The 21,747-nt window shown below is 69.0% G+C and carries 16 protein-coding genes; 7 read left to right on the forward strand and 9 right to left on the reverse strand.

What is annotated here, in order from left to right; genetic code table 11:
* Positions 1–6: 6 nt before the first annotated feature.
* Positions 7–831 carry a DUF3097 domain-containing protein gene (locus ACYVOK_RS21520; RefSeq protein WP_460664277.1) on the forward strand — a complete coding sequence of 275 codons (825 nt, stop codon included), beginning with the start codon at positions 7–9 and terminating at the stop codon, positions 829–831.
* On the opposite strand, the gene ACYVOK_RS21525 is transcribed toward ACYVOK_RS21520, so the two are convergent.
* Entirely contained in the window at positions 806–3,388 is a 2,583-nt protein-coding gene (locus ACYVOK_RS21525) for a DUF3376 domain-containing protein (RefSeq protein ID WP_460664278.1), read from the reverse strand. The genes ACYVOK_RS21520 and ACYVOK_RS21525 overlap by 26 nt on opposite strands.
* Positions 3,389–3,526: 138 nt before the next feature.
* On the opposite strand from ACYVOK_RS21525, the gene ACYVOK_RS21530 reads away from it, so the two are divergent.
* A complete protein-coding gene (locus ACYVOK_RS21530; protein ID WP_460664279.1) occupies positions 3,527–4,138 on the forward strand; it encodes a hypothetical protein in 612 nt (203 codons plus the stop codon).
* Positions 4,139–4,163: 25 nt separating this feature from the next.
* The gene (locus tag ACYVOK_RS21535) at positions 4,164–4,967 is read left to right on the forward strand and encodes a hypothetical protein (RefSeq protein ID WP_460664280.1); all 804 of its coding nucleotides are present in this window, start codon (positions 4,164–4,166) and stop codon (positions 4,965–4,967) included.
* A 21-nt stretch (positions 4,968–4,988) separates the two neighbouring features.
* On the opposite strand, the gene ACYVOK_RS21540 is transcribed toward ACYVOK_RS21535, so the two are convergent.
* From ACYVOK_RS21540 to ACYVOK_RS21560, 5 genes are all read right to left on the reverse strand, one after another.
* The gene (locus tag ACYVOK_RS21540; RefSeq protein ID WP_460664281.1) at positions 4,989–5,996 is read right to left on the reverse strand and encodes a LacI family DNA-binding transcriptional regulator; all 1,008 of its coding nucleotides are present in this window, start codon (positions 5,994–5,996) and stop codon (positions 4,989–4,991) included.
* A 73-nt stretch (positions 5,997–6,069) separates the two neighbouring features.
* A complete protein-coding gene (locus ACYVOK_RS21545; protein ID WP_460664282.1) occupies positions 6,070–7,395 on the reverse strand; it encodes an ABC transporter substrate-binding protein in 1,326 nt (441 codons plus the stop codon).
* A 150-nt stretch (positions 7,396–7,545) separates the two neighbouring features.
* The gene (locus tag ACYVOK_RS21550) at positions 7,546–8,643 is read right to left on the reverse strand and encodes a LacI family DNA-binding transcriptional regulator (protein ID WP_460664283.1); all 1,098 of its coding nucleotides are present in this window, start codon (positions 8,641–8,643) and stop codon (positions 7,546–7,548) included.
* The gene (locus ACYVOK_RS21555) at positions 8,603–10,468 is read right to left on the reverse strand and encodes a DUF2264 domain-containing protein (RefSeq protein ID WP_460664284.1); all 1,866 of its coding nucleotides are present in this window, start codon (positions 10,466–10,468) and stop codon (positions 8,603–8,605) included. The genes ACYVOK_RS21550 and ACYVOK_RS21555 overlap by 41 nt, the downstream gene beginning before the upstream one ends.
* Positions 10,465–11,508, reverse strand: a complete 1,044-nt coding sequence (locus ACYVOK_RS21560; RefSeq protein WP_460664285.1) for a hydroxyacid dehydrogenase — start codon at positions 11,506–11,508, stop codon at positions 10,465–10,467. The genes ACYVOK_RS21555 and ACYVOK_RS21560 overlap by 4 nt, the downstream gene beginning before the upstream one ends.
* Positions 11,509–11,658: 150 nt before the next feature.
* Between ACYVOK_RS21560 and ACYVOK_RS21565 the strand changes: the two genes are divergently transcribed.
* The 4 genes from ACYVOK_RS21565 to ACYVOK_RS21580 are packed head-to-tail and all read left to right on the forward strand — an operon-like array spanning position 11,659 to position 16,423.
* The gene (locus tag ACYVOK_RS21565) at positions 11,659–12,609 is read left to right on the forward strand and encodes an ABC transporter permease (protein WP_460664286.1); all 951 of its coding nucleotides are present in this window, start codon (positions 11,659–11,661) and stop codon (positions 12,607–12,609) included.
* Complete coding sequence (locus ACYVOK_RS21570) at positions 12,606–13,499, forward strand: carbohydrate ABC transporter permease (RefSeq protein WP_460664287.1); 894 nt, start codon at positions 12,606–12,608, stop codon at positions 13,497–13,499. The genes ACYVOK_RS21565 and ACYVOK_RS21570 overlap by 4 nt, the downstream gene beginning before the upstream one ends.
* A 9-nt stretch (positions 13,500–13,508) precedes the next feature.
* On the forward strand, positions 13,509–15,167 hold the full coding sequence (locus tag ACYVOK_RS21575; protein WP_460664288.1) for a type 2 periplasmic-binding domain-containing protein: 1,659 nt from the start codon (positions 13,509–13,511) through the stop codon (positions 15,165–15,167).
* Positions 15,164–16,423, forward strand: coding sequence for an alpha-L-fucosidase (locus tag ACYVOK_RS21580; protein WP_460664289.1), 1,260 nt, complete (start codon positions 15,164–15,166; stop codon positions 16,421–16,423). The genes ACYVOK_RS21575 and ACYVOK_RS21580 overlap by 4 nt, the downstream gene beginning before the upstream one ends.
* Positions 16,424–16,498: 75 nt before the next feature.
* Here ACYVOK_RS21580 and ACYVOK_RS21585 read toward each other — a convergent pair whose 3' ends face one another.
* The 3 genes from ACYVOK_RS21585 to hemW form a co-directional block, all read right to left on the reverse strand.
* Complete coding sequence (locus tag ACYVOK_RS21585; RefSeq protein WP_460664290.1) at positions 16,499–17,878, reverse strand: M60 family metallopeptidase; 1,380 nt, start codon at positions 17,876–17,878, stop codon at positions 16,499–16,501.
* A gap of 124 nt (positions 17,879–18,002) precedes the next feature.
* Positions 18,003–20,375, reverse strand: coding sequence for a polysaccharide lyase 8 family protein (locus tag ACYVOK_RS21590; RefSeq protein WP_460664291.1), 2,373 nt, complete (start codon positions 20,373–20,375; stop codon positions 18,003–18,005).
* 139 nt (positions 20,376–20,514) lie between these two features.
* Positions 20,515–21,726: a radical SAM family heme chaperone HemW gene (gene hemW / locus ACYVOK_RS21595; protein WP_460664292.1), complete on the reverse strand. Its 1,212-nt coding sequence runs from the start codon at positions 21,724–21,726 to the stop codon at positions 20,515–20,517.
* Positions 21,727–21,747 lie beyond the last annotated feature (21 nt).

A 21,747-nucleotide genomic window follows, 5' to 3' on the forward strand; every position in this document is an offset into this window, starting at 1 on the left:
GTACCGGTGGCTGATCGGTATGGGAACGACGTGCTGGCAGGCGACTGGCGGAAGCCGAAGAACGGGCGGACCGTCGGGGTCGAACTCGAGAAGGGGATGGTCGTCGAGGAGCCGAGTTCGGGGTTCGTCGGCGCCGTGGTCCGGTGGGAGCACGGCGTCGTCGACCTCGAGGACCGGTTCGGCAACATCAGGACCTACCCGCTCGGGCCCGGGTTCTGGCTGGACGGCAAACCGGTCAGCCTGAAGGCGCCGAAGAAGGCGGGCCCGGCGAAGAAGACGCGGACCGCGTCCGGCTCGGTCGCGGTTAGCAACGTCCGGGCCAGGGTGGCCCGGGCCGGCCGGATCTACGTCGAGGGCCGGCACGACGCCGAACTGGTCGAGAAGGTCTGGGGTGACGACCTGCGGATCGAGGGCGTGGTGGTCGAGTACCTGGAAGGTGTCGACGACCTGCCCGGGATCGTCAACCGGTTCCAGCCCGGTCCCGGCCGGCGGCTCGGCGTCCTCGTGGACCACCTGGTCGAAGGCTCGAAGGAGTCGAAGATCGCCGCCCAGGTGACGAACAACCACGTGCTGGTCGTCGGTCACCCGTTCATCGACATCTGGGAGGCGGTCAAGCCCGCCTCGGTCGGGATCAAGGCCTGGCCGAAGGTCCCGCACGGGCAGGACTGGAAGAAGGGCGTGCTGAAGACCTTCGGCTGGCCGGCTACCGACCAGGCCGACGTGGCCGCAGCCTGGAAGCACATCCTGTCGAAGGTGAAGAGCTACGCCGACCTCGAGCCGGCCCTGCTCGGCCGGGTCGAGGAACTCATCGATTTCGTGACCCTGGACTGAGCTCCGGGACCTTCGCCGCGATCAACTCCTCGATCCGGTTCCGGACCCGTCCGACGTACCAGGTCAGCACGCCGAGCGCCGTACCGGCGGCCAGCACGAGGCCCGCGAGAAGAGCGGCGACGATCCGTACGGCGGCCACGTCGACGAGCCCGGCGACGATCAGCAGCCCCACCCCCAGGCCGATGGCTGCCGCCGGCAACCACTGCCTGAAGATCAGCGGCTGCTTGGCCGGCGTCAGCTTCGGACTGCGCACCAGCCGTTCCCACAGCGCGATCCGGGCCGGCTCGGTGAACCATCGCGCCGCCTGGAGCAGCCACGACCCGGGCTGATCCTTGCGGCCCGCCATCGCCTTGATCCAGTCCCCCGGCTGCTTGCCCAATCCGCCGGAGACCTGCACCATCCGGTCGGCCAGCCCTTTCGTCGTGGCCCGGCCTTCGCCCGACTGGTTCAGTTCGTCGCGCATCGTGGTGAGCGCGGACAGCAGGTTGGCGTCGCTGAAGTCGCGGGCGAGCCGTTCGATCCGCTCGGCGACCTCCTCGACCTTCCAGCCCTCCGCGACCAGCACCTGCCGCTGCGTCTCGCGGATCCAGTCCGGGTCGGCTCCGAGCAGGGCGCCGAGGTGCGCGACGCAGTGCAGCCGGCCCATCAGCCAGTCCCACCGCCGCCAGTCCGCCGCGCCGAACGCACCGAAGTGCCCGACCTGGGTCCCGTAGAGGATCCGGTCCTTGAGCGCGTTCGCGACCGACCCTTCCTGCAGGTCGTCCAGCAGCGTCAGCGGGACGTCCGGTCCGAGCCGTACGAACTGGAACGGCGCACTGCGCTGCTGAGGGGTCCGCGCCGACGTGCAGCGGGACACGATCTCGACCTCGAGCGCGGTCTCGACCACGTCCCAGCCGACCGCGGCGATCAGCTCGGCGAACGCGTCCCCGAGGGCGCGCTGCACCTGCAGGTCCTCGAAGATGTCGCTCAGCCCGACCGCGACCGTCTCCGCCCCGCCGGGCAGGCCGAGCTCGAAGTCGGCCTTGGCCAGCCGCTCCGACAACGCGTCCCGCACGGCCTGCGTCTTCATCAGGCAGTCGCTGGTCGCCTGCAGCCGCCGCTCGAGTTCGTCGCGCTGCGGGGAGTCGGCGCTGCCCAGCCTCGTCCGCAACGAGCGCAGTACCAGGCGGACGACGCGCTCGGCCGCACCGGTCCCCCACGGCCAACTCGGGTTGCCGTCGGCATCGTTGCGCAGCGGTTTGGTGAACCCGTCCGGGTCCGGGACCCAGGGATGCGCGGTCCGCAGGATCTCGTCGATGTCCTGCTCCGACAGCGCGGTCGCGGCGTCGAGCACAGTGGTCTGCTCCTGGCTCGCGATCGTCACCGCCTCCCACACCTCACCGGCCGCCCGGCCGCGGGAGTACGTCGATTGCAGCGCGTTCGCCGCCGCCCGCAACCGATCCCGCTCGGCTGATTGCTCCATGCAACGGTCGAACAGCCGCTGGGTGTCGGACCAGGACGCGTCCGCCTCCAGCAGCAGCCGCTCGAGCTGCTCGACATCGGCCCGGAAGTCGACCTCGCGCGGGAACTGGACAGCGGACAGGACCGCCTTCCGCCAGTTCGGCGCGTCGTTGCCGACCAGTTCGGTCGCCGCATGGCCGACGCCCGCGGACGGTACGACGTACAGCACGTAACGGCTCGCCCGTCCCGCCACCGGCCGGCGGGCGACAACGTCGAGCACCGGGCCGAACGGCGCGTTGTCCAGGACGCCGCCGTCCACGAGCCAAGCACCCGGATCCGCCGTCGTCGGCTGGAGCCGCGGCGGCGAACCGGCCAGCTTCGGCGTCTCCTGGACCGGCGCGAACGCGGCCGGGAACGAGGCGGACGCGCGGGCCGCCAGGGCGAGCAGCTTGGTGTTCGTCAGCTCGTTCTTCTCCGCGGCCGAGAACGTCCGGGTCCGGCCGTCGTACGTCGCGGTCTGCTCACTGGTGAAGCGGAACAGGTAACGGTGGTCCGGCACCACGAAGCACTGCCCGGCCGCGTCGGTCGCCTCGAACTGCTGCACGCCCAGCCCGGAGGCGGTGACGAACAGCGTGACCGCCTCCTTGGCGGTGGCCTCACCGGCTTCCGCGACGTCCTTGATCAGGCTGTCGAGCTGCTTCAGGAAGTAGTCGCCGTCCAGCACCGAGCGCGACTCGGCATCGGCCGACGGAACCAGCTTCCCGACTTCGAGCGACCCCAGCCCGACCCACTTCTGCCGCAGCCATGGTCCGTGCTCGCCGTCGGGATCCAGGGTCGAGCCGTTCGAGATCGCCGTCGCCAGCAACGATCCGTTCAGCCCGCCGGCGCTCGTCCCGGCGATCACGTCCACCACGACCCGGCGCCGCTCCCCGCCGCGCCGGCACAGTTCGCGCCAGCGGTCGGCGAGCACCTCGTCGTACGGCTGCGACGGCGGTGCAGCCCCGGCGCCGGACGCGCGGCGGATCAGGTCCAGCTCGTGGGTCACCCCACCCATCCACACGGCGAGGCTGACCCCGCCGTTCAGTACCAGCGCGATCCGGATCTCATGATCGGTCATTCGTCCCCCTCTTTGTGTCAGGGATACCAAATGGTGACGAGCATTGACAGTCGTCGCAGCGGAGAGTGAACGAAAGTGTGACGTCAACCGTTGTCGAGGGCACCACGCAGCGTCATTCTGTTGCTGGGGGTGGTCGTCATGAACAGGACGGCGCTGATGGTCACGGTGATCGCCGTACTGGTGGCCGGCTGCGCGGACACGACCGACGGCGGCGGCGGTACGCCGTCCCCCGCACCGACCACCGCCCCGGACACGACCGGCGAGCCGTCCCCCGAGCCGACCACACCGGAAACCACCCAGACCGAGATCGACAAGCCGTCGATCTCGATCGCCAACGCCCCGATCGGCGGCAACGTCGAGGAGGACGGCGTCGAACAGTGCGCCGAGGTCAACTGGCTGGGCAAGAGCCCGATCCCGGACGGTACGACGATCAGCCTGGGCGCGGCCGGGCTCAGTCCGGACGGTGTCTTCGACTTCTACCAGGGCGCCTGCCCCGGCGACGTGCGTGCCTGCGCGGACGTGAAGTGGCAGAGCGGCGACTTCAAGCCGTGCTACGTCGGCGTCAAACAGGTCGCCAACGGCACTGAAGCCGTCGACCTCGTCATTGCGGTGCAGGCGGTCTGCGAGACCGAGAAGGACTGCGAGAGCCTGGCCGAGGGCTTCGGCGCCAGCCAGATCGAGTTCCAGCCGATCCCGCTCGAGACGCCCGGCGGCGAGACACCCACGAACGGCACGCCCTCGAATGGCTGACGAGCAGTCCCCGGTGGAGCGCTGGGTGAGTTCCGCGGCCAAGTTCCTCCCGCCGATCACCCTGGTCACCGCTCTGCTGTTCTACTTCGGCTACGTCTCCGCGCGATCGCAGTACGAGTACTTCGGCATCGACGTCGACACGATCGGCCTGAGCACGCAGGACTACGTGATGCGCAGCCCCCAGCCGCTGCTCGTCCCGCTGCTGGTCATGATCCTGCTCGCGGTCGCCGGTCTGCTCCTGCACAACGCGATCCATCCGACCGATACCGGCGTACGACGAGCCTCCCGGGCGACCGCCGTACTGCTCCTGATCGGCGTCGCCGGTCTGCTCGCGTTCCCGTTGATCGGGCAGCTTCCGTACTACGCCCTGTTCGTGCCCGGCGTGATCGGTCTGGCCGCGGCCACCCTCGCCTACCTCACCTATCTACGCAGCCAACTCGACCCGCAGCTCAGCGGTCAACGATCCCTGATCGTGCTCCTCGCGGCAGTGGCCGTCACGTGCGCGTTCTGGGCGACGGCGACGACAGCGCAGTACTCCGGTCGCGGTCTGGCCAAGGCCGATGCCGAGAACCTGGACAAGTTCCCGGTCGTCATCCTCGACACCAAGGAGAAGCTGGCACTGCGGTCGCCGGGACTCGAGGAGACCGCGCTGCGGCCGGGCGCCGGCCAGACCTTCAACTACCGCTACCGCGGCCTGCGCCTGCTCGTGGTCGGCGAGAACCGGCTCTTCCTGGTCCCGCAGCAGTGGAACGCCTCCAACACGACCGTCGTGGTCCCCCTCGACAGCTCCGTCCGGGTCCAGTTCCAGTTCCAGAACGACCCGCCGTGACAGGGGATGCGGAGCCGGGGTTCAGGCGGAGTCGCGGATGATCAGTTCGGTGTCGTAGATCTCCGGGCTGGTGAGGTCGGCGCCGCCGATCTTGGCGAGCAGGATCTCGGCCAGCCGGGCGCCGAGCTTCTCGATCGGCTGCCGCACCGTGGTCAGCTTCGGCGTCGTCGTCGTGGCCATCACCGAGTCGTCGAACCCGACCACCGCGACGTCCTCCGGCACCCGGCGCCCGCGCTGCGACAGCACCCGCAGCGCGGTCGTCGCCATCAGGTCGTTCGCCACGAACAGCCCGTCCAGGTCCGGGAACTCGTCGAACAGCCGCAGCGCCGCCTGCTCGCCGCCGTCCGGCGTGAAGTCGCCGAAGGCAACGGCCTCGGGCAGCCCGGCCTCCTTCATCACGTCCTGGTAGCCGGTCAGCCGGTCCAGGCCGGCGGTCATGTCCAGCGGGCCGGCGATCGTCCCGATCCTGCGTCGCCCGATCGACAGCAGGTACTCGACCGCCGTACGCGCACCCGCGACGTTGTCGACGTCCACGCTCGCCACCGGTACGTCGACACCCAGCGGCCGGGCGCTGAACACGATCGGCAGCGGCAACTGGGCCAGCTCCTGCAGCACGTTGTCGCGGCCGTGGTGACTGACGATGATCGCACCGTCGACGTGCCCGCCGCGCAGATACCGCAGCAGGCGCTGGTCGTCACCCTCGGCGGGCTCGAGCAGCAGCACCAGTTGCGAGGACGTCGGCGCCAGCGTGAGGCTGACGCCACGCAGGATCCCGGCGAAGAACGGGTCGGAGAAGACCCGGCTGTCCGGCTCCGGTACGACGATCGCGACCGAGTCGGTCCGGCGGGTCACCAGCGCCCGGGCAGCCCGGTTCGGCACGTACCCGAGCTCGCCGATCGCCCGCTCGACCGCGGCCACCGTGTCCGGCAGCACCTTCGGCGAGCCGTTCACGACCCGCGACACGGTGGCCCGGGAGACACCCGCGAGCGCGGCGACCTGCTCCAGTGTCGGAGAACCAGAGTCCTTCATCGGTCCTCCTCCGGACGACATGATGTGACGTCAGTGTGACGTTCACACCGTAGTACGTCGGCCGCCCGATTTCTCAGCTGCTTCTTCTCGTGTTGGCCGCTTTGTCGGCGAGTTCCAGGGCTTGTTTCCAGGCGGCCTGCGGCGCCTGCCTGCCCTCGTCGACGCGGGCCAGCGCGGCGCTGAAGACCTGGTTGATCTCGCCCTCGCGCGGTCCCTTGTGCTGTTTGAGGATCACGTTCCGGGCCCGGTTGATGAAGATCTGCCCCACCGGCGCGTTGTTGAAGTAGGGGTTGACCTGGTTCTTCACCTGCTCGTCGTCGTACGCGTCGAGGGTGGACGGGAACGAGCCGATCTTCTTGAACACCTTGACCTGCTGCTCGGGAGCGGTCAGCCAGGCGGCCAGCCGGGCTGCCTCCTCGGGGTGCGGCGACTGCTTCGGCACGGTCAGGTACGAGCCGCCCCAGTTGCCGCCTCCGCCGGGGAACACGTCGGCGACGTCCCACTTGCCCTTGCCGTAGCTGCCCGCGTTGTCCTGGATCACGCCGAGCATCCAGCCCGGGCACGCCATCGTCGCGAACGCGTCGGTGCGGAACGCCTTGTTCCACGCCTCGCTCCAGGCCGGCAGCTTCGCGGACAGGCCGTCGGCACTGCCCTGGACGATCTGGTCCCAGACCTTCTTCAGCCGCGGGTTCTCCGCGCCGAGGTAGCGGTCCTGGTTGGAGTAGTAGGCCTGGATCAGCTGGTTGCGCATGGCTTCCCAGGTCAGCACCGCGGAGTCGTACCAGGCCGAGCCCGGCACCTTCTGCTTGAACTTCCGCCCGACGGCGAAGTACGACGTCCAGTCCGGGAACAGCTTGGCCACCTGCGCCCGGTCGGTCGGCAGCCCGGCCTTCGCGAACAGGTCGCGGCGGTAGCAGATCGCCTCCGGCCCGATGTCGGTGCCGTAGCCGATGATCCGGCCGTCCTGGGTGGTCGCGCCGGCCACTTTCCAGTCCAGCCAGCGGTCCTTCAGGTCGTCCGCGCCGTACTGGCGCAGGTCGACGAACTTGTCCGCCTTGGCCAGGTAGTTGTAGATCCAGCTGACCTCCATCGCCTCGATGTCGGCCAGCCCGGTCCCGGCGGCGAGGTTGGTGTCGAGGTTCTTGATGTGCGCGTCGACGGTGGGCGCCCGGCGCTCGACGATCTCGATGTTCGGGTGCTGGGCCTCGTACTCGCCGTACAGGTCGTCGTACCCGAACTCGTTGAAGGTGGCGATGGTCAGCTCGATCTTCGGGCCGTCGGCCTGGTTGCCCGGGGCATCGGACTCGCCGGTGCCGCCGCAGGCGGCGGCGAGCAGGACCGAGCCGCAGGCGAGCAGGACCGCCACGAGGCGCTGGCGGTGCCCGGTGCTGGGCCGCATGGAAGGCTCCCTGGAACTTGGACGGAGTTGAGAGCGCTCTCGGATCGCGAAAGTGTGCTGAGTTTCGAGTGTTCGGACTTGGTATGTCAAGTGCGGGGTCGTCCCGCTGAGACGCCATCCGCCGCCGAGGCTGATCACGGTGGGTGATCGTCAGGACCGCGGCGGCCCGACCGAGTCGCGGACCACCACGACGGTCCCCAGGGTGGTGACCGGCTGCTGGTGGGCGAACGGGTCCGCGTTCTTGTCCTGCCCGGCCAGACCTGCCCGGACCGCCGCGCGGCCGAGTTCCTCCAGTGGCACCCGGACGGTGGTGAGGGCCGGCAGCAACTCCGTGGCCACCGGTACGTCGTCGTATCCGACGACCGAGACATCGCCCGGAACGGACAGCCCGCGATCCCGCAGGGCCGCGTAGACGCCGGCCGCGACGATGTCGTTGGCCGCGAAGATCGCGGTGAAGTCGAGACCGTCGTCGAGTGCGCGGAGGGTCTGCTCGTAGCCCCACTGCCGGCCGAACGCGCCGGTGCGCACCAGCGCCGGGTCGAACGGAACCTTCCGCGCGGCGAGCGCCTGCTCGAACCCACGCAGCCGGGCGGTCGTCGTGGACAGTGCCGTCGGACCGCCGAGGTAGAGGATCCGGGTGTGCCCCGCGCTCAGCAGGTGGTCGGTGATCGCCGCCGCACCGCCGGTGTTGTCGTACTCCACCGCGTACGCCGAGGTGTCCGACGACAACCCGGGCCGGCCGCAGAGCACCAGGCTCGAGCCGGCAGCGCTGAGCTGACGGGCCCGTTGGCTCACCGCGGTGAAGTACTCCTTGTCCTCGACCGCGCCGCCGACCAGGATCACCGCGTCCGCCCGCTGCTCGAGCAGCAGGTCGACGAACCGCAGTTCGGCGGCCTGGTCGCCCTGGGTCGAGCAGACCAGGCAGAGCCGCCCGGACGCCACCGCCTCGGACTGGACACCGCGGGCGATGTAGGCGAAGAACGGGTCGACGATCTCGTTCACCACGATGCCGACCACCCGGGTGTTCGATCCGGCCAGCGCCCGGGCGTGCGCGTTCACCACGTAACCCAGCTCGCGCATCGCCCGCTCGACCGCGGCCCGGGTCGAGGCCGCGACCGGATAGTTGCCGTTGACAACCCTGGAGACGGTGGCCGTGGAGACGCCGGCGCGTGCGGCCACGTCGCGGATGGTCCGGGCCGCGTCCGGATCACGCCGCCGGGCCCTCGGCCGCGGAGGTTCCGCCGCCATCCATCACCACCTCCTCCTCGCGTCCTCCCGCCACTCGGACGATGCACCGCAGCCCGTCCACCTCGACCTCGACAGCCTCGGCCAGAGCCTGCGGCCACACCGTGTCGCCGGACAGTACCACCGCCGACACCAGGATCAGCGGACCGCCGGGATGCGACCGGCGGACCACGTACGGCGTCGCCGAGTGCGGCCCGAACGCGTTCGTGTCAAGGCCGCGTCGTACGCCGGCGTCGTCGTACCCGTGGAGTCCCACCACGGCCGAAGCAAGGCGATCGGTCCGGACCGCGTGCGCCCACGTGCCGGTGCTGCCGGTCCGCGGCCGGCGCTGATCCGCGACCGCATAACCGCCGTGCCGCACCATCACTCCCCCGGGTCCGTCGACCAAGACACACCGCACTTCCACCCGGCCGAACACCACAGACGCGACCTCGATCCGCCAGGGGTCGTCGTACCCCGGCAACCAAGCGTTCCACCACGAGGCTGCCGGCCCGAGCCGCCGGATCCGTCCGCGGTGGCTGACCTCTCCGCTGGGAGCGACGAGAGCCACGTGGTTGTCGATCCGCTCGGGCGACAACTCGGGCCCGGTGCGGCTCGAGTACGCGAGCCGGTCGTAGTGATGATCGGCCGGCGGCTCCGTTTCGCCAGGCGCGGCATGGTCGCTGCCGTGGTTGAGAAGCCGGACGATTCCGTCGTGCCGAGTGCTGTGCACCAGAAAGCCCGGCGCCGGCAACACCATGACCTGGTCGTCCTCGTCGATCGGCAACGCGGCCTCTCGCTCGGTCCACACCGGATGCTCGGCCGGCAGCAACAGACCGAGGAACCCCTTCGACGCCCAGTACGGCGAGGCCGGCCCGGAGTACGACTGCGTCACCGGAAGGAAGTGATGATGCCACCCGAGCGACAACAGTCCACGCTCGTCGGGTGCGCCGTGATCGACGAAGTGACGCAACATGCCGGAGCACAGTCGCCTCGTCTGCCCCGGCGTCAGAGGTGACGCGTCCAGCAACGTACCCATCCAGTACGGCGCCGCGGCGGCCATCCGGTAGCACAACGATCTGCCGTGGTGGACCGGCGCCCCGTCACCGCCGACCAGGTGGACCGCCTCCTCTAGGAACCGCCGGAGCCGGTCCCGATACCCGGTGAGCCGGTCGTCGGCCGCCGTACCGGCCATCCGGGTCCACAGGCCCGGATAGAAGTGCATCGCCCACCCGATGTAGTGGTCGAAGTTCTGGCCGTCGCCGTCGGAGTACCAGCCGTCGCCGACGTACCAGTCCTCGATCCGATCGAGCCCGCCGTCGATGTCGTCCTGCGAGTACGGCGCACCGACCGACGCGAGGAACTGCTCGCCGACGACCTGGAACAGCCGCCAGTTGTTGTCCCACGTCTTCGAGCCGACGAACCCGCTCAGCCAGTCGACCACCTTCTGCTGCTCCGGCCCGTCCAGCCGGTCCCACAGCCAGGTCCGTGACTCGTGCAGGCCGACCGCGATCGCGGCGGCTTCCACCATCTGCTGCGAGCACGGCGTCAACCGCGGCCACTCGTCGGCCCCGGCAACCAGACCCCGCGCATAGCGCTCGACCAGCCGATCGTCTCCCTGGGTGGCGGCGATCCGGAAGGCCGCCAGCAGGAAGGACCGCGCGAACCCCTCCAACCCGTCACAGTCCGCCCCCGACCAACTTCCCCGCCCAGGCAGGCGGATCTGGGCTCCGCTGGGCGAGAACCACGGCACCAGCGAGTCGAGCAGTCGATCGGCGACCGCCAGCCAGGTCTCGCGGGTGTAGCCGGTCCGCGGGGACAGCAGCCGATCGGGTGGCGGCAGTCTCATGCGATCCGGGCCAGGTCTTCGCGGCCGATGCCGTGCGCCAACTCGAGACCGGCGGCCAGCCGCTCGATCTCCGCCACCGCGGCCGCACCCAGCCGGACCACTTCGTTGCCCATGGCACCGGCCAGGTGCGGCGTGACGAACACGTTCGGGAGGTGAAGCAGCGGCGACGTCGCCGGCAGCGGCTCGGGATCCGTGACGTCGAGCACCGCGTCGATCCGGCCCGACGCACACTCCCGCTCGAGCGCGGCCTGGTCGATCAACCCGCCCCGTGCCGTGTTGATCAGGACGGCGCCGTCCGGCATCGCCGCCAACAGTTCGGCCGAGACCAGACCACGGGTCTCGGGCAGCAGCGGCGCATGCAGGCTGACGATGTCGGCAGTCGAGAACAGCGTCTTCAGATCGCACCACGTCGCTCCGAGCGCGGCCGCCTCGGACTCACTCAGGTAGGGGTCGCTCACCAGTACGTCGACGTCGAGTCCGCGCAGCCGCTCGAGCACCAGCCGGCCGATCCGCGATGCGCCCACGACACCGATCGTCGTACCGAGGTTGCCGATGACCGGTGCGCCCGGCAACGGCCGGCTGCGGTCGACGGTCCGGTACCAGTCGCGATGCCGGAACGCGCGTTTGCCCGCCAGCACGATGGCGGCGAGCGCGAACTCCGCGACCGGGATCGCGTTCGCCGCGGCCGCCGAGGACACCACGATGCCGCGCTCGAACACCACCGGGTCGACGAACGTCTTGATCGTGCCGGCCGCGTGCACGATCGCCCGCAGGCTCGGCGCCGCGTCGAGGACGTCCGCGGTGATCGGCGGACAGCCCCACCCGGTCAGCAGCACCTCGGCCCGGGTCAGTGCACCTCGGACGACGTCGAACGACCCGTCCAGCACGGGTACACCGTCTTGCAGGCCGAGCAACTCGGCGACGCCTTCGAGACGCTGCCGCACCGGTGGCGTGACGACTTGCGTCCAGGTCCCGGCCGGCATCGCCACGAGGGTGCGCAACCTGGGACGCGGGTCCTGGGCGGCGTAAGGGTTCGGCACGAATCACTCCTAGTAAACGGTTACGGAAACCGTAGAGGCGGCCTGGCTCGACGGTCAAGGCCGATCGATGGAACGCCTTGACAGCAAGCGATAGGCGTCCCTAGGTTGTGTCGTCATCTGCTCAGCAAACGGTTACTATCAAGGAGGACCATGCATCGCCTCAGCCGATCGCCCGGCCGCGCGCCGGCCAGGGCTCGCCTGCGCCTGCGAACCCGGCTGCGCCGCGACCGGACGATGCTGTTGCTGGTCCTGCCGGGGTTCCTGTTCTTCGTGGTGTTCCACTACGTCCCGCTGCTGGGGAACGTGATCGTCTTCCAGGACTACCAGCCGTACCTCGGCTTCCGGGGCAGCCCGTGGGTCGGCCTGGGGAACTTCACCGTGTTCACCGAGCCGGACTTCTACCGCGCGTTGCTGAACACGCTGAAGTTCGCCGTACTGCAGCTCGTGCTGTTCTTCCCCGCCCCGATCGCGCTCGCGCTGTTGCTGAACAGCATCCTGAGCTCGAAGGTCCGCCGGTTCGTGCAGAGCGTGGTCTACCTGCCGCATTTCATCGGCTGGGTCATCCTGATCTCGATCAGCCAGCAACTGATCGGCGGCACCGGGCTGCTGCCCCAACTGCTCGGTGAGCTGGGCCTGCCCAGGGTCGACCTGATGACGAGCCCCGGGTTCTTCCCCTGGCTGGTCACCCTGCAGCTGATCTGGAAGGACGCCGGCTGGGGAACCATCATCTACCTCGCCGCCCTGTTGAACATCGACAACGACCACTACGAGGCGGCCGCGATCGACGGGGCCGACCGCTGGCGCCGACTGTGGCACGTCACGCTGCCCGGCATCGTGCCGGTGACCATGCTGCTGCTGATCCTCAACCTGGGCAGCATCCTGTCGGTCGGCTTCGAACAGATCCTGCTGCAACGCGACGCGGTCGGTGCGGATGCCGCCGAGGTGCTGGACACCTACGTCTACTTCCACGGCGTACTCGACGGCCAATGGGGACCCGCGGCCGCCGTCGGCCTGGTGAAGGGCCTGATCGGCCTGGTGCTCATTCTCGGCGCGAACAAACTCGCCCATCGCTTCGGCCACGAAGGGATCTATCGACGATGAAGTCCTCACCGCGGCCGCCGTGGATAGAGCCGCCGACCCGCCTCGGCCTTGCCCTGAAGGCGGTCGCGATCCTCGTCGTCTGCCTGCTGGTCCTCTACCCGTTCGTGAACATCATCGCGACCAGCTTCGCGAGTGAGCCGGAGATCGTCCGCCGGGGCGGGATCATCCCGCTGTTCCCGACCGAGCCGACTTTGGCGGCGTACCGGACCATCTTCGCCGGCGGCGTGGTCAGCCACGCGCTCCTGGTCAGTGCCGGCATCACCGTGATCGGCACAGCGCTCAACCTGGTCGTCACCATCGGCCTGGCGTACGGGCTGAGCCGGCCGATCGTCGGCGGCCGGTTCGTGCTCACCGCGGTCCTGTTCACGATGCTCTTCGGCGCCGGCATCATCCCGAACTTCCTGCTGGTCAAACAACTCGGCCTCTACGACACGTACGCCGCCCTGATCGTGCCGGGCCTGGTCAGCGCGTTCAACTTCCTGGTCCTGCGCAACTTCTTCCAGAACATCCCCGCCGAACTGCTGGACAGCGCCCGGATCGACGGCGCCGGCGACCTGGCCATCCTGCTGCGGATCGTGCTGCCGCTGTCCAAGGCGGTCCTGGCGGTCGTCGCGCTGTTCTACGCGGTCGGCCACTGGAACGCGTTCTTCAACGCATTGCTGTACCTCAGCGACACCGACAAGTGGCCGCTGCCGCTTGTCCTGCGGCTCTACGTGCTGCAGGGCCAGCCGGTCGGCGCGGGTGCCGAGTCGCCCGGCGAAGCGGTGGCGTCGATCCAGGCCGTGCAGATGGCGGTCGTCGTCGTGGCGCTCGTCCCCATCCTCTGCGTCTACCCGTTCCTCCAGCGCTACTTCACCAAGGGCGTCCTCACCGGTGCCATCAAGGGTTAGGAGAAAACTGTGACCACCTCATCGGCCGGCCTCAGCCGCCGGAGCTTCCTGCGCAGCGCGGTCGGCGTCGCCGTGATGAGCGCCGCCGGCGTCCCCACGCTGGTTGCCTGCAGCAACGGCAGTACGGCGTCCGGAACCGCCCGGGCGTCGTCGCTGACACTGCCGGCATACGTTCCGTTCGCAGGGCCGAAGCCCGACCTGCCCGGCACCCCGGACGGCGTACCGCCGGGCTACCGGACCTATCCGAAGGACCTGGTCAGGACCGTCCCGCAACCACCGCTCGGCGGCGGCAAGGTGTCGGTGATGACGAACATCTTCGACCCGCTGCCGCCGTCGAAGGACAAGAACACCGCGTGGCAGGAGGTCGAGCGCGCGCTCGGCGGCAGCCTGGACCTCACCATCGTCCCGGCCAGCGACTGGGAGACGAAGTTCCAGACCGTGCTGGCCGCGAACGAACTGCCCGACCTGGTACTGCTGTCCGACCCGTCCGTGGTGAACAACCTGCCGGCGTTCCTCGCCGCCAAGTGCACCGACCTGACGCCGTACCTGTCCGGCGACAAGGTCAAGGACTACCCGAACCTGGCCAACATCCCGGCCGTCATCTGGCAGGCGTGCGTGGTCGACGACAAGCTGTACGGGCTGCCGATCCCGCGCAGCATCACCGGCGGCGCCGGCTTCTACAACAAGCACCACCTCGACCAGGCCGGGATCGGCTATCCCGGCTCGGCCGAGGAGTTCCAGGCCGCGTGCAAGGAGCTGACCCGGCCGCAGCAGGGCCGCTGGGCGATCGTCAACTCGAAGGGCAACACGTTCTTCACGATGATCCAGCAGATGTTCGGCGTCCCGAACGGCTGGCGGCTCCAGGACGGCAAGCTGGTCCGCAGCTTCGAGACACCGGAGTACAAGGCCGCGCTCGAGTTCGCCGTCGGCCTGGTGAAGGCGGGCGTCGTCGTCCCCGGCTCCGACGGGATCGACAGCCAGGCCCGGAAGAACGCGTTCAAGGCCGGCAAGGGCGCCTTCGTGTACGACGGCTTCCCGGCGTACCCGGACTACCTGAAGGACATGAAGCGGCTGGCCCCGGCCAACGACCCGCGGGCGTTCGTGCCGATGGCGCCGGCCGGCGGCACGGCGAACACCTGGTCCGACAACATCCTGTTCGCCTACACGCTGATGAAGAAGTCCGACGAGGCCCGGGCCAAGGAACTGCTCGGCGTGGCCAACTTCTTCGCCGCTCCGTTCGGCAGCACCGAGAACCTGCTGCTGACGTACGGCGTCGAGGGCGTCGACTTCACCAGGGACGCCAACGGCAACCCGAAGCTGACCGCGAAGGGCGAGGCGGAGCTGACCGTGCCGTGGAAGTACATCGCCGGTCCCCCGCAGGCACTGTTCAACGCGTCCGATCCGACGTACGTCGACAAGGCGCACGCCGACCTGACCAAGCTGATCGGCATGGTCGTCAAGGACCCGACGGCCACGCTGATCTCGCCGACCAACGACAAGTCCGGCGGTGACCTCGGTCAGGCGCTGACCGACGTACGCAACGACGTGATCGCCGGCCGGAAGCCGATCAGCGCGTTCGACGCCGCGGTGAAGAAGTGGGCGAAGGACGGCGGCGACAAGATCCGCGGCGAGTTCGAGTCGGCGCTGGGCGGTGCGAGCCCGCGATGAGTTGGCTGACCGAGGCCCGGTTCGGGCTGTTCGTGCACTGGGGCATCTACGCGGCGGCCGCACGGCACGAGTGGGTGAAGTCGTACGAACGGCTCACCGACGAGGACTACCAGCCGTACTTCGACCACTTCTTCCCCGATCTCTACGATCCTGAGCGCTGGGCCGACGACGCGTGGAACGCGGGGATGCGGTACCTCGTCGTCACCACCAAGCATCACGACGGGTTCTGTCTGTGGGACTCGAAACTGACCGGCTACTCGGCTCCGCAGACCCCGTGGGGCAAGGATCTGCTCGCCCCGATGGTGGAGGCGTTCCGGGCTCGGGGCTTCCGGATCGGGCTCTACCACTCACTGCTGGACTGGCATCATCCGGAGTTCCCGGTCGACCTCTACCACCCTCAACGCGAAGATCCGGACTTCATCGACCGGACCGCGGGCCGCGACGTCCGCAAGTACGCCGATTACCTGCACGGCCAGGTCCGTGAGCTGCTCACCGGTTACGGCCCGATCGACGTGATGTGGTTCGACTTCTCGTACGCCGGTCGCGGCTTCAACGCGAAGGGTCCGGACGAGTGGCGGTCCGAGGAACTGCTGGCAATGGTGCGCGAACTCCAGCCGGGCATCCTGGTCAACAATCGGCTGGGGCTCGGGAGCGGTGACTTCACCACACCCGAGCAGGTCCAGCCGCCGGGGAACGAGGTTGCGGCGGGCAACGGTACGCAGGTCCCGTGGGAGGCGTGCCACACCCTGAACGGCAGCTGGGGCTACCACCGCGACAACCACGACTGGAAGTCGCCGGCCCTGCTCATCCGGATGCTGGTCGACTCGGTGTCGAAGGGCGGCAACATGCTGCTCAACGTCGGCCCGAACGGGCGCGGCGCCTGGGAACCTCGCGCCCTGGAGGTGCTCTCCGGCATCGGCGAGTGGATGCGGTTGCACGAGCGGTCCGTGCGCGGGTGCGGGCCGAGCGCGTACGTGCCGCCGGCCGACTGCCGGTACACGCAGAACGGCAATCGGCTCTACCTCCATGTCTTCGCCTGGCCGATGGGTCATCTGCATCTGCCGGGACTGGGCGACAAGGTGGCCTACGCACAACTCCTGCACGACGCGTCCGAGGTCCGACGGGTGACCGTCGATCCCTCGGCCCCCGGACACACCTATCTCGCCGGTCTCCCGGACAACACCCTGACCTTGAAGCTCCCGAATCGCGCGCCCGAGGTCGACAACCCGGTGATCGAACTCTTCCTCCGCGACTGAGTTCCCTCGAACGACGAAGGCACCCACCTCGACCCGGTGGGTGCCTTCGTCTCCTTGTGTGCTGGGCGTTCTCGGTCAGCTGGGCGGCGCCTGGCGGATGGCGGTGGGATCGGTAGTCGGCGGCGTCAGGTTCAACGCCGCCAACTGTGCGACCGCCTCGGCGTCGACCGGCACACCCCAGGCGCGGAAGAAGTCGCTCAGGTCGTAGCCAGCCGTCCGGCTGCACAGCACCACAAGGTTCCGCAACCGCAGCGCCTCGTCCGTGTAACTGCCGGCGTACGGCCGCTCGACCCGGACCAGCTTGTGCAGATCGGGCCAGAAGCTGTCCCCGAACGCCAACCGCAACTGCTCGAACATGACCAGCTTCTCGTAAGCATCGAAGCTCTTGCCGTAGTCCACACCCGGCTGCCGCAGCTTGCCCGGCGCACTCTGCCACGGCGTGAGTCCGGTCTTCGCGTCCGGTGCATGCAGCCGCGGCTGCTGACCGTACTTCGTCGCGAAGACAGCATTGACGGCCAACGAGTAGATGTTGACCGTCACCTCGGTCAACGAGCCCGGCTTGTACGTGATCTGCTGATGCTGATGCCCGAGCTCGTGGTACACGCCCCAACCACGCGTCCGCAGACCTTGCACGGTGAGCATCCGGTCCTGGATCGGCGGCGGGAACGACATGTGCCCGTGGGTCGCGTACGCACCGACGCCGGTGATCGCCGACGGATAGCCGACAAAGTGGTACGGGTGGGCCTGCCGGGCATGCACCGGCGCCGACCCGTCGAACCCGCTGACCTCGTCCTCGATCCGGACGATCTCCTCGTACGTCGACAACAGGTTGGTGTGGTTCTCGGTCCGGTACGTGAGCGCCGATACCCGCTCGACCGTGATCAGGGTGTGCGGTGCGACGAGTTCGACGTACGGCGTGATCCGCTCGTCCAACTGGCGCTGGAACTCGGCCTCCGACGTACGGCCGAGAACGAAGTACGGCATCGGCTGGACGGCGTCGCCGAGGCTGACCTTGGCCTCGCCGGTGGATCCGATCAGTTTCAGGTAGACGACGCCACCGCCGGCATCGGTGATCGTGTTGCGGCCGAGCTGCAGCGGATACTGCCGCGGTGCCTTGAACTCCTTTCGAGCGTCGGCATCCGGTGCGCCGACGACCAGAGTCGGGAGCGGACTGCCTGGGTGGACGACGACGTTGAGTGGCGTCGTCGCGGGCAGGTAGAAGCCGGTGGTGCGGAGCTCGGTGTTGCTCAGCGAGTTCTGCGTCCGGTCGAGCTCCGTGGTCCGCGCCGAAGGAAGAGCCGGGATCACGAAGGTGTGGCTCAGCTCCTCCGCCTCCGCCGTACGGCGGAAGGCGGCGGCTGCCGTTGACATGGGTACTGCGGTCGTTACTGCACCGGCCGCGGCGGCGGACAGGATCCGTCGCCTCGAGTACAGGGTCGGTCGGACGTGCTGCATCAGAACCTCCTGGTTGCTACCAGCACCCGGCGACCCGGCCGGCTCCGTCCGCCGACCCCGACTGCCAGCAAACTCAAGTCCCCGCTCCCCCACCGCCCCGGCTGTCAGCCGGGGCCTCGGGGCGTCAGCTCCGGCTGAAGGTTGCGGTGTGGGTGGCGCCTCGACTGCCTGCGACTGCGATGTCGAGGACGAGCTGCTTGCCTGTGGCGACAACCGTCACGGTGTCGTCGTGTGTCAGCACGCGGGCCACGCGCTGGTCGACCACCAGACGCAGGGTCTGAACAGTGCGACTGGGATCCGAGACCGCGACGTGGACCGTGCGCCCGTCGGTGCCGACGACAACGGACGCCGGACCGGACGCGGTGATTCCGCCGGCCGCACCAGCAGTCCAGAAGTTGGCGAGGGTCAACTGATCCCGCCCGGAGTGGACGGCCTGGACCTGGGCGGTGTTCGACAGCACCGTGACACCAGGGCTCGCCGCGCGTTCCTCAGTGTCCAACCTGCTTGCCCCAGGCAACAGAACGTACGCGTACTCCCCGGCCTCCGTCCCGTGCTCGAGCACCAGCGAGACGTAGCGACGCGTGAACGGCGTTGTCGACCCCGCCGTGTCGTTACCCGTGTTGATCTCCCGCCACGTGCCGGTACGGTCCTCCCGAGTCGCACGCACCCGTCCGCCGTGCGGGAACACGTACCCACCGACGCCTTCCAGGTGCGCCCACCGCGGCCCGTCGTACGAACCGTTCCCAGGCTGCGCGACCCCGTCGACGACGAGAGCCGCCGTACCGTTCTCGTGCAGGTTGCGGTTCTCGACCACGGTCTCGACCGGGTAGCCGTCGGTTCCGGCGATGCCGGCGCCCAGGGCAACGGTCGAGTCCGACAGGCAGAACCACGACTTCCGGGCCTGGAGCGTCTTGTCGTGGTTGATCAGATGCATGCCGACGGCACCGGCCTCGTTCCGGTACGTCGCTCCACCGACCCACTCGGCGTACGCGGCGATCGTCCCGGTTCCACCGCCGGTCCCGTGGGGCTGCCGGGGCTTCGTGCTGACCGTCGTACCGGGCAGGCGCTGCGCGTCGACGGTCGGCCAGTACGCGTCGTAGAACTGGGCGTGGTCGTCGTTGTAGAGGTAGGTCATGCCGTCGCCGACGTACCAGCCGCGGAGGTTCTCCCCGTTGCCCCATTCGTAACGCGCCATCCGCTTGGACGACATGGCGATCGCGAACGTCCACTCCGGGCGCCGGTGCACGACGCGGTCCTGGTTGTGGAACTGGAAGTGCGCCGGCGTTGCGGGCGCCGGCGTGACGGCCGCGTCGTCGAGGACCGCCTTGGCCCGGGAGATCTCCGGGATGGACGCACCGGGCAGGTAGTCGGCGAGGCGGTCGCTGGTGATCCACCCCTTGGCGAGCGCCTTGTACCGGCTCGCGTACGGTTCGCCGACACCGCTCGCGAGGAGCAGCACACTCGACGTGGTGGCGTGACCGTTGCGGTGGTCACCGGCGCGTTCGCGGGAGATGGCCCGGCCGGAGACGCAGTCCATCATCAGACTGCCGACGATGAACGGCGCGAAGCTCGCCTCGACCGCGTCCAGGATCACCGCGCGGTTCGGGTCGGTGATCTGCCAGGTCGAGCCGCCGAGCAGCGAGAAGAGGTTCGCGACCCCGCCGAGCGCGACGTTGCCGTACGTGCCGACGTAGGCGAGGTTGCCGTGCTGGACGAACGAGCCGTCGCGATAGAACCCGTCGCCGCTCGTGACGTAGGTGAACACACTGTTCCTGCCGCCGTCCGCCACGTCGCTGAGCGCGTCGCGTCCGGCGGCGACCTTGGCTGCCGACTTTCCGACGATCCCGCGGAGAGCGACGATCAGCGCCTTGTCGACCCGGTTGGCGCCGGTCTCGCGGAGGTTCGGGGAGTTGGTTCGGCGGTTCGGGTTGGGCACGAAGCGGTCGACGGCTCGCAGGTACGCCGCCAGTTGGTCGGCGGACAGTACGTCGTACGCGAGGACGCAGGTGTCGAGCAGGGCGCGCGGCGCACCGATCTCCCAGAACCACCAGTTGCCGGTCTCGGGGAGCGTCTCGTTGTAGGCGCGTCGATAGAGGAAGTCGAGGGCGCTCGAGAGGTGGCCGGCCGGGTCGAGCGTGAGTGTCGTGCCGGGGGTGGCGCGGGCCAGCGCGATGGTCTTCAGCCTGGTGTAGCTGATGGCGAAGTTCCCCGAGGTCGAACTGAGCGGCAGATCGGGCCAGAGCGCGGTGCGGCTGGTGTCGGTGATCAGGCTGTCGACAAAGCCTTGTGCCTGGGCGGTCAGTTTGGCCAGGGCGTCGGCGTAGATCTGCTCGCTGGGGTCGATCGCACCACCGGTGTTCAGCGCGGCCCAGCGGTCGCGCAGCACCTCGAACTCGTCGGCGGCCGCGGCCGTCCGGGCCGGCAGCCCGGTGGCTGTGAGTGCCCCCGCGGCGAGTCCCGCTTGGAGCAACAGGCGTCGGCGGATGGAAGGCGGCATCGCGACTCCTCAGGAGTTAGTAAGCGTTTACCGCACACCTTCTCCGATGCACACAACAGTCGTCAACACCTCGAAACGATCACTTCTGATCACTTCTTGTCCTGACTTATCTGCCCCCAGAGACCAGCAGGGGGTCGCGTCAGGGAAGAAGGGCCCGGACTACTGCGTCGGCCAGGAGACGGCCCTGGTTGGTGAGGGTGAGGCGGTCGTCCGTGATCTCGGCCAGGCCGTCCGCGACGACCTGGTTGGCTGCTGTTCGGCCGGGGGTGTCCAAGACGTCCAGCGGCAGACCGGCGGACAGGCGGATCTCCAGGAGGACGCGTTCGACTCGGCGGGTTTCGGGGTCGAGGAGTTCGCGGGCATGGGCGGGACTCCGGCCGGCGTCGAGGCGTTCGGCGTACGCGCTCGGATGCTTCACGTTCCACCAGCGCACTCCGCCGACGTGACTGTGCGCGCCCGGGCCGATCCCCCACCAGGTGTCGCCGCGCCAGTAGAGCTCGTTGTGCCGGCAGCGCGCGTCCTCGGTGCGCGCCCAGTTCGAGACCTCGTACCAGGTCAGGCTGTGCGCGGTCAGCAACTCGTCGGCCAGCACGTACTTGTCCGCGAGGTCGTCGTCATCCGGCATCGGCAACTCACCGCGGCGGATCCGGCGCGCCAACTGGGTGCCGTCCTCAACGATCAACGCGTAGGCGCTGACGTGATCCGGATCGGCCGTCAGCGCCGACTCCAGCGACGCCCGCCAGTCGTCGAGCGACTCCCCGGGCGTCCCGTAGATCAGATCCAGGTTCACATGCTCGAACCCGGCCGCGGTCGCCTCCTTCACCGCCTGCAACGCCCGGCCCGGAGTGTGCTGCCGATCCAGAATCCTGAGCACGTGCGTCGAAGCACTCTGCATCCCGAAGCTCACCCGCGTGAACCCGGCCTCGAGCAGCGCTTCGAGATACGCCGGATCCACCGACTCCGGGTTGGCTTCCGTCGTCACCTCAGCATCCGGTGCCAGCCCGAACTCGTCACGTACGGCGCCCAGCATCCGACCGAGGTCGGCCGCCGGCAGCAAGGTCGGCGTACCACCCCCGAAGAACACCGTCTCGACCGGCTGATCCAGCTCCGCCAGCACCCGCCGAGCCAGCCGAATCTCTTCGATCGCCGTGTCCGCGTACGACGCCTGCGAGGCACCGCCGCCGAGCTCCTTGGCCGTGTACGTGTTGAAGTCGCAGTACCCGCACCGCGACGCGCAGAACGGCACATGTAGATAGAACCCGAGCGGCCGCCCCGCAGCCTCGCGCACGGCAGCTTCCGGCAGCGCCCCATCCCGAGGCGCAACCTCCCCCTCGGGCAGTGTCGACGGCACCCACCCATCCTACGGACCCGC

This window comes from Kribbella swartbergensis (assembly GCF_054784135.1).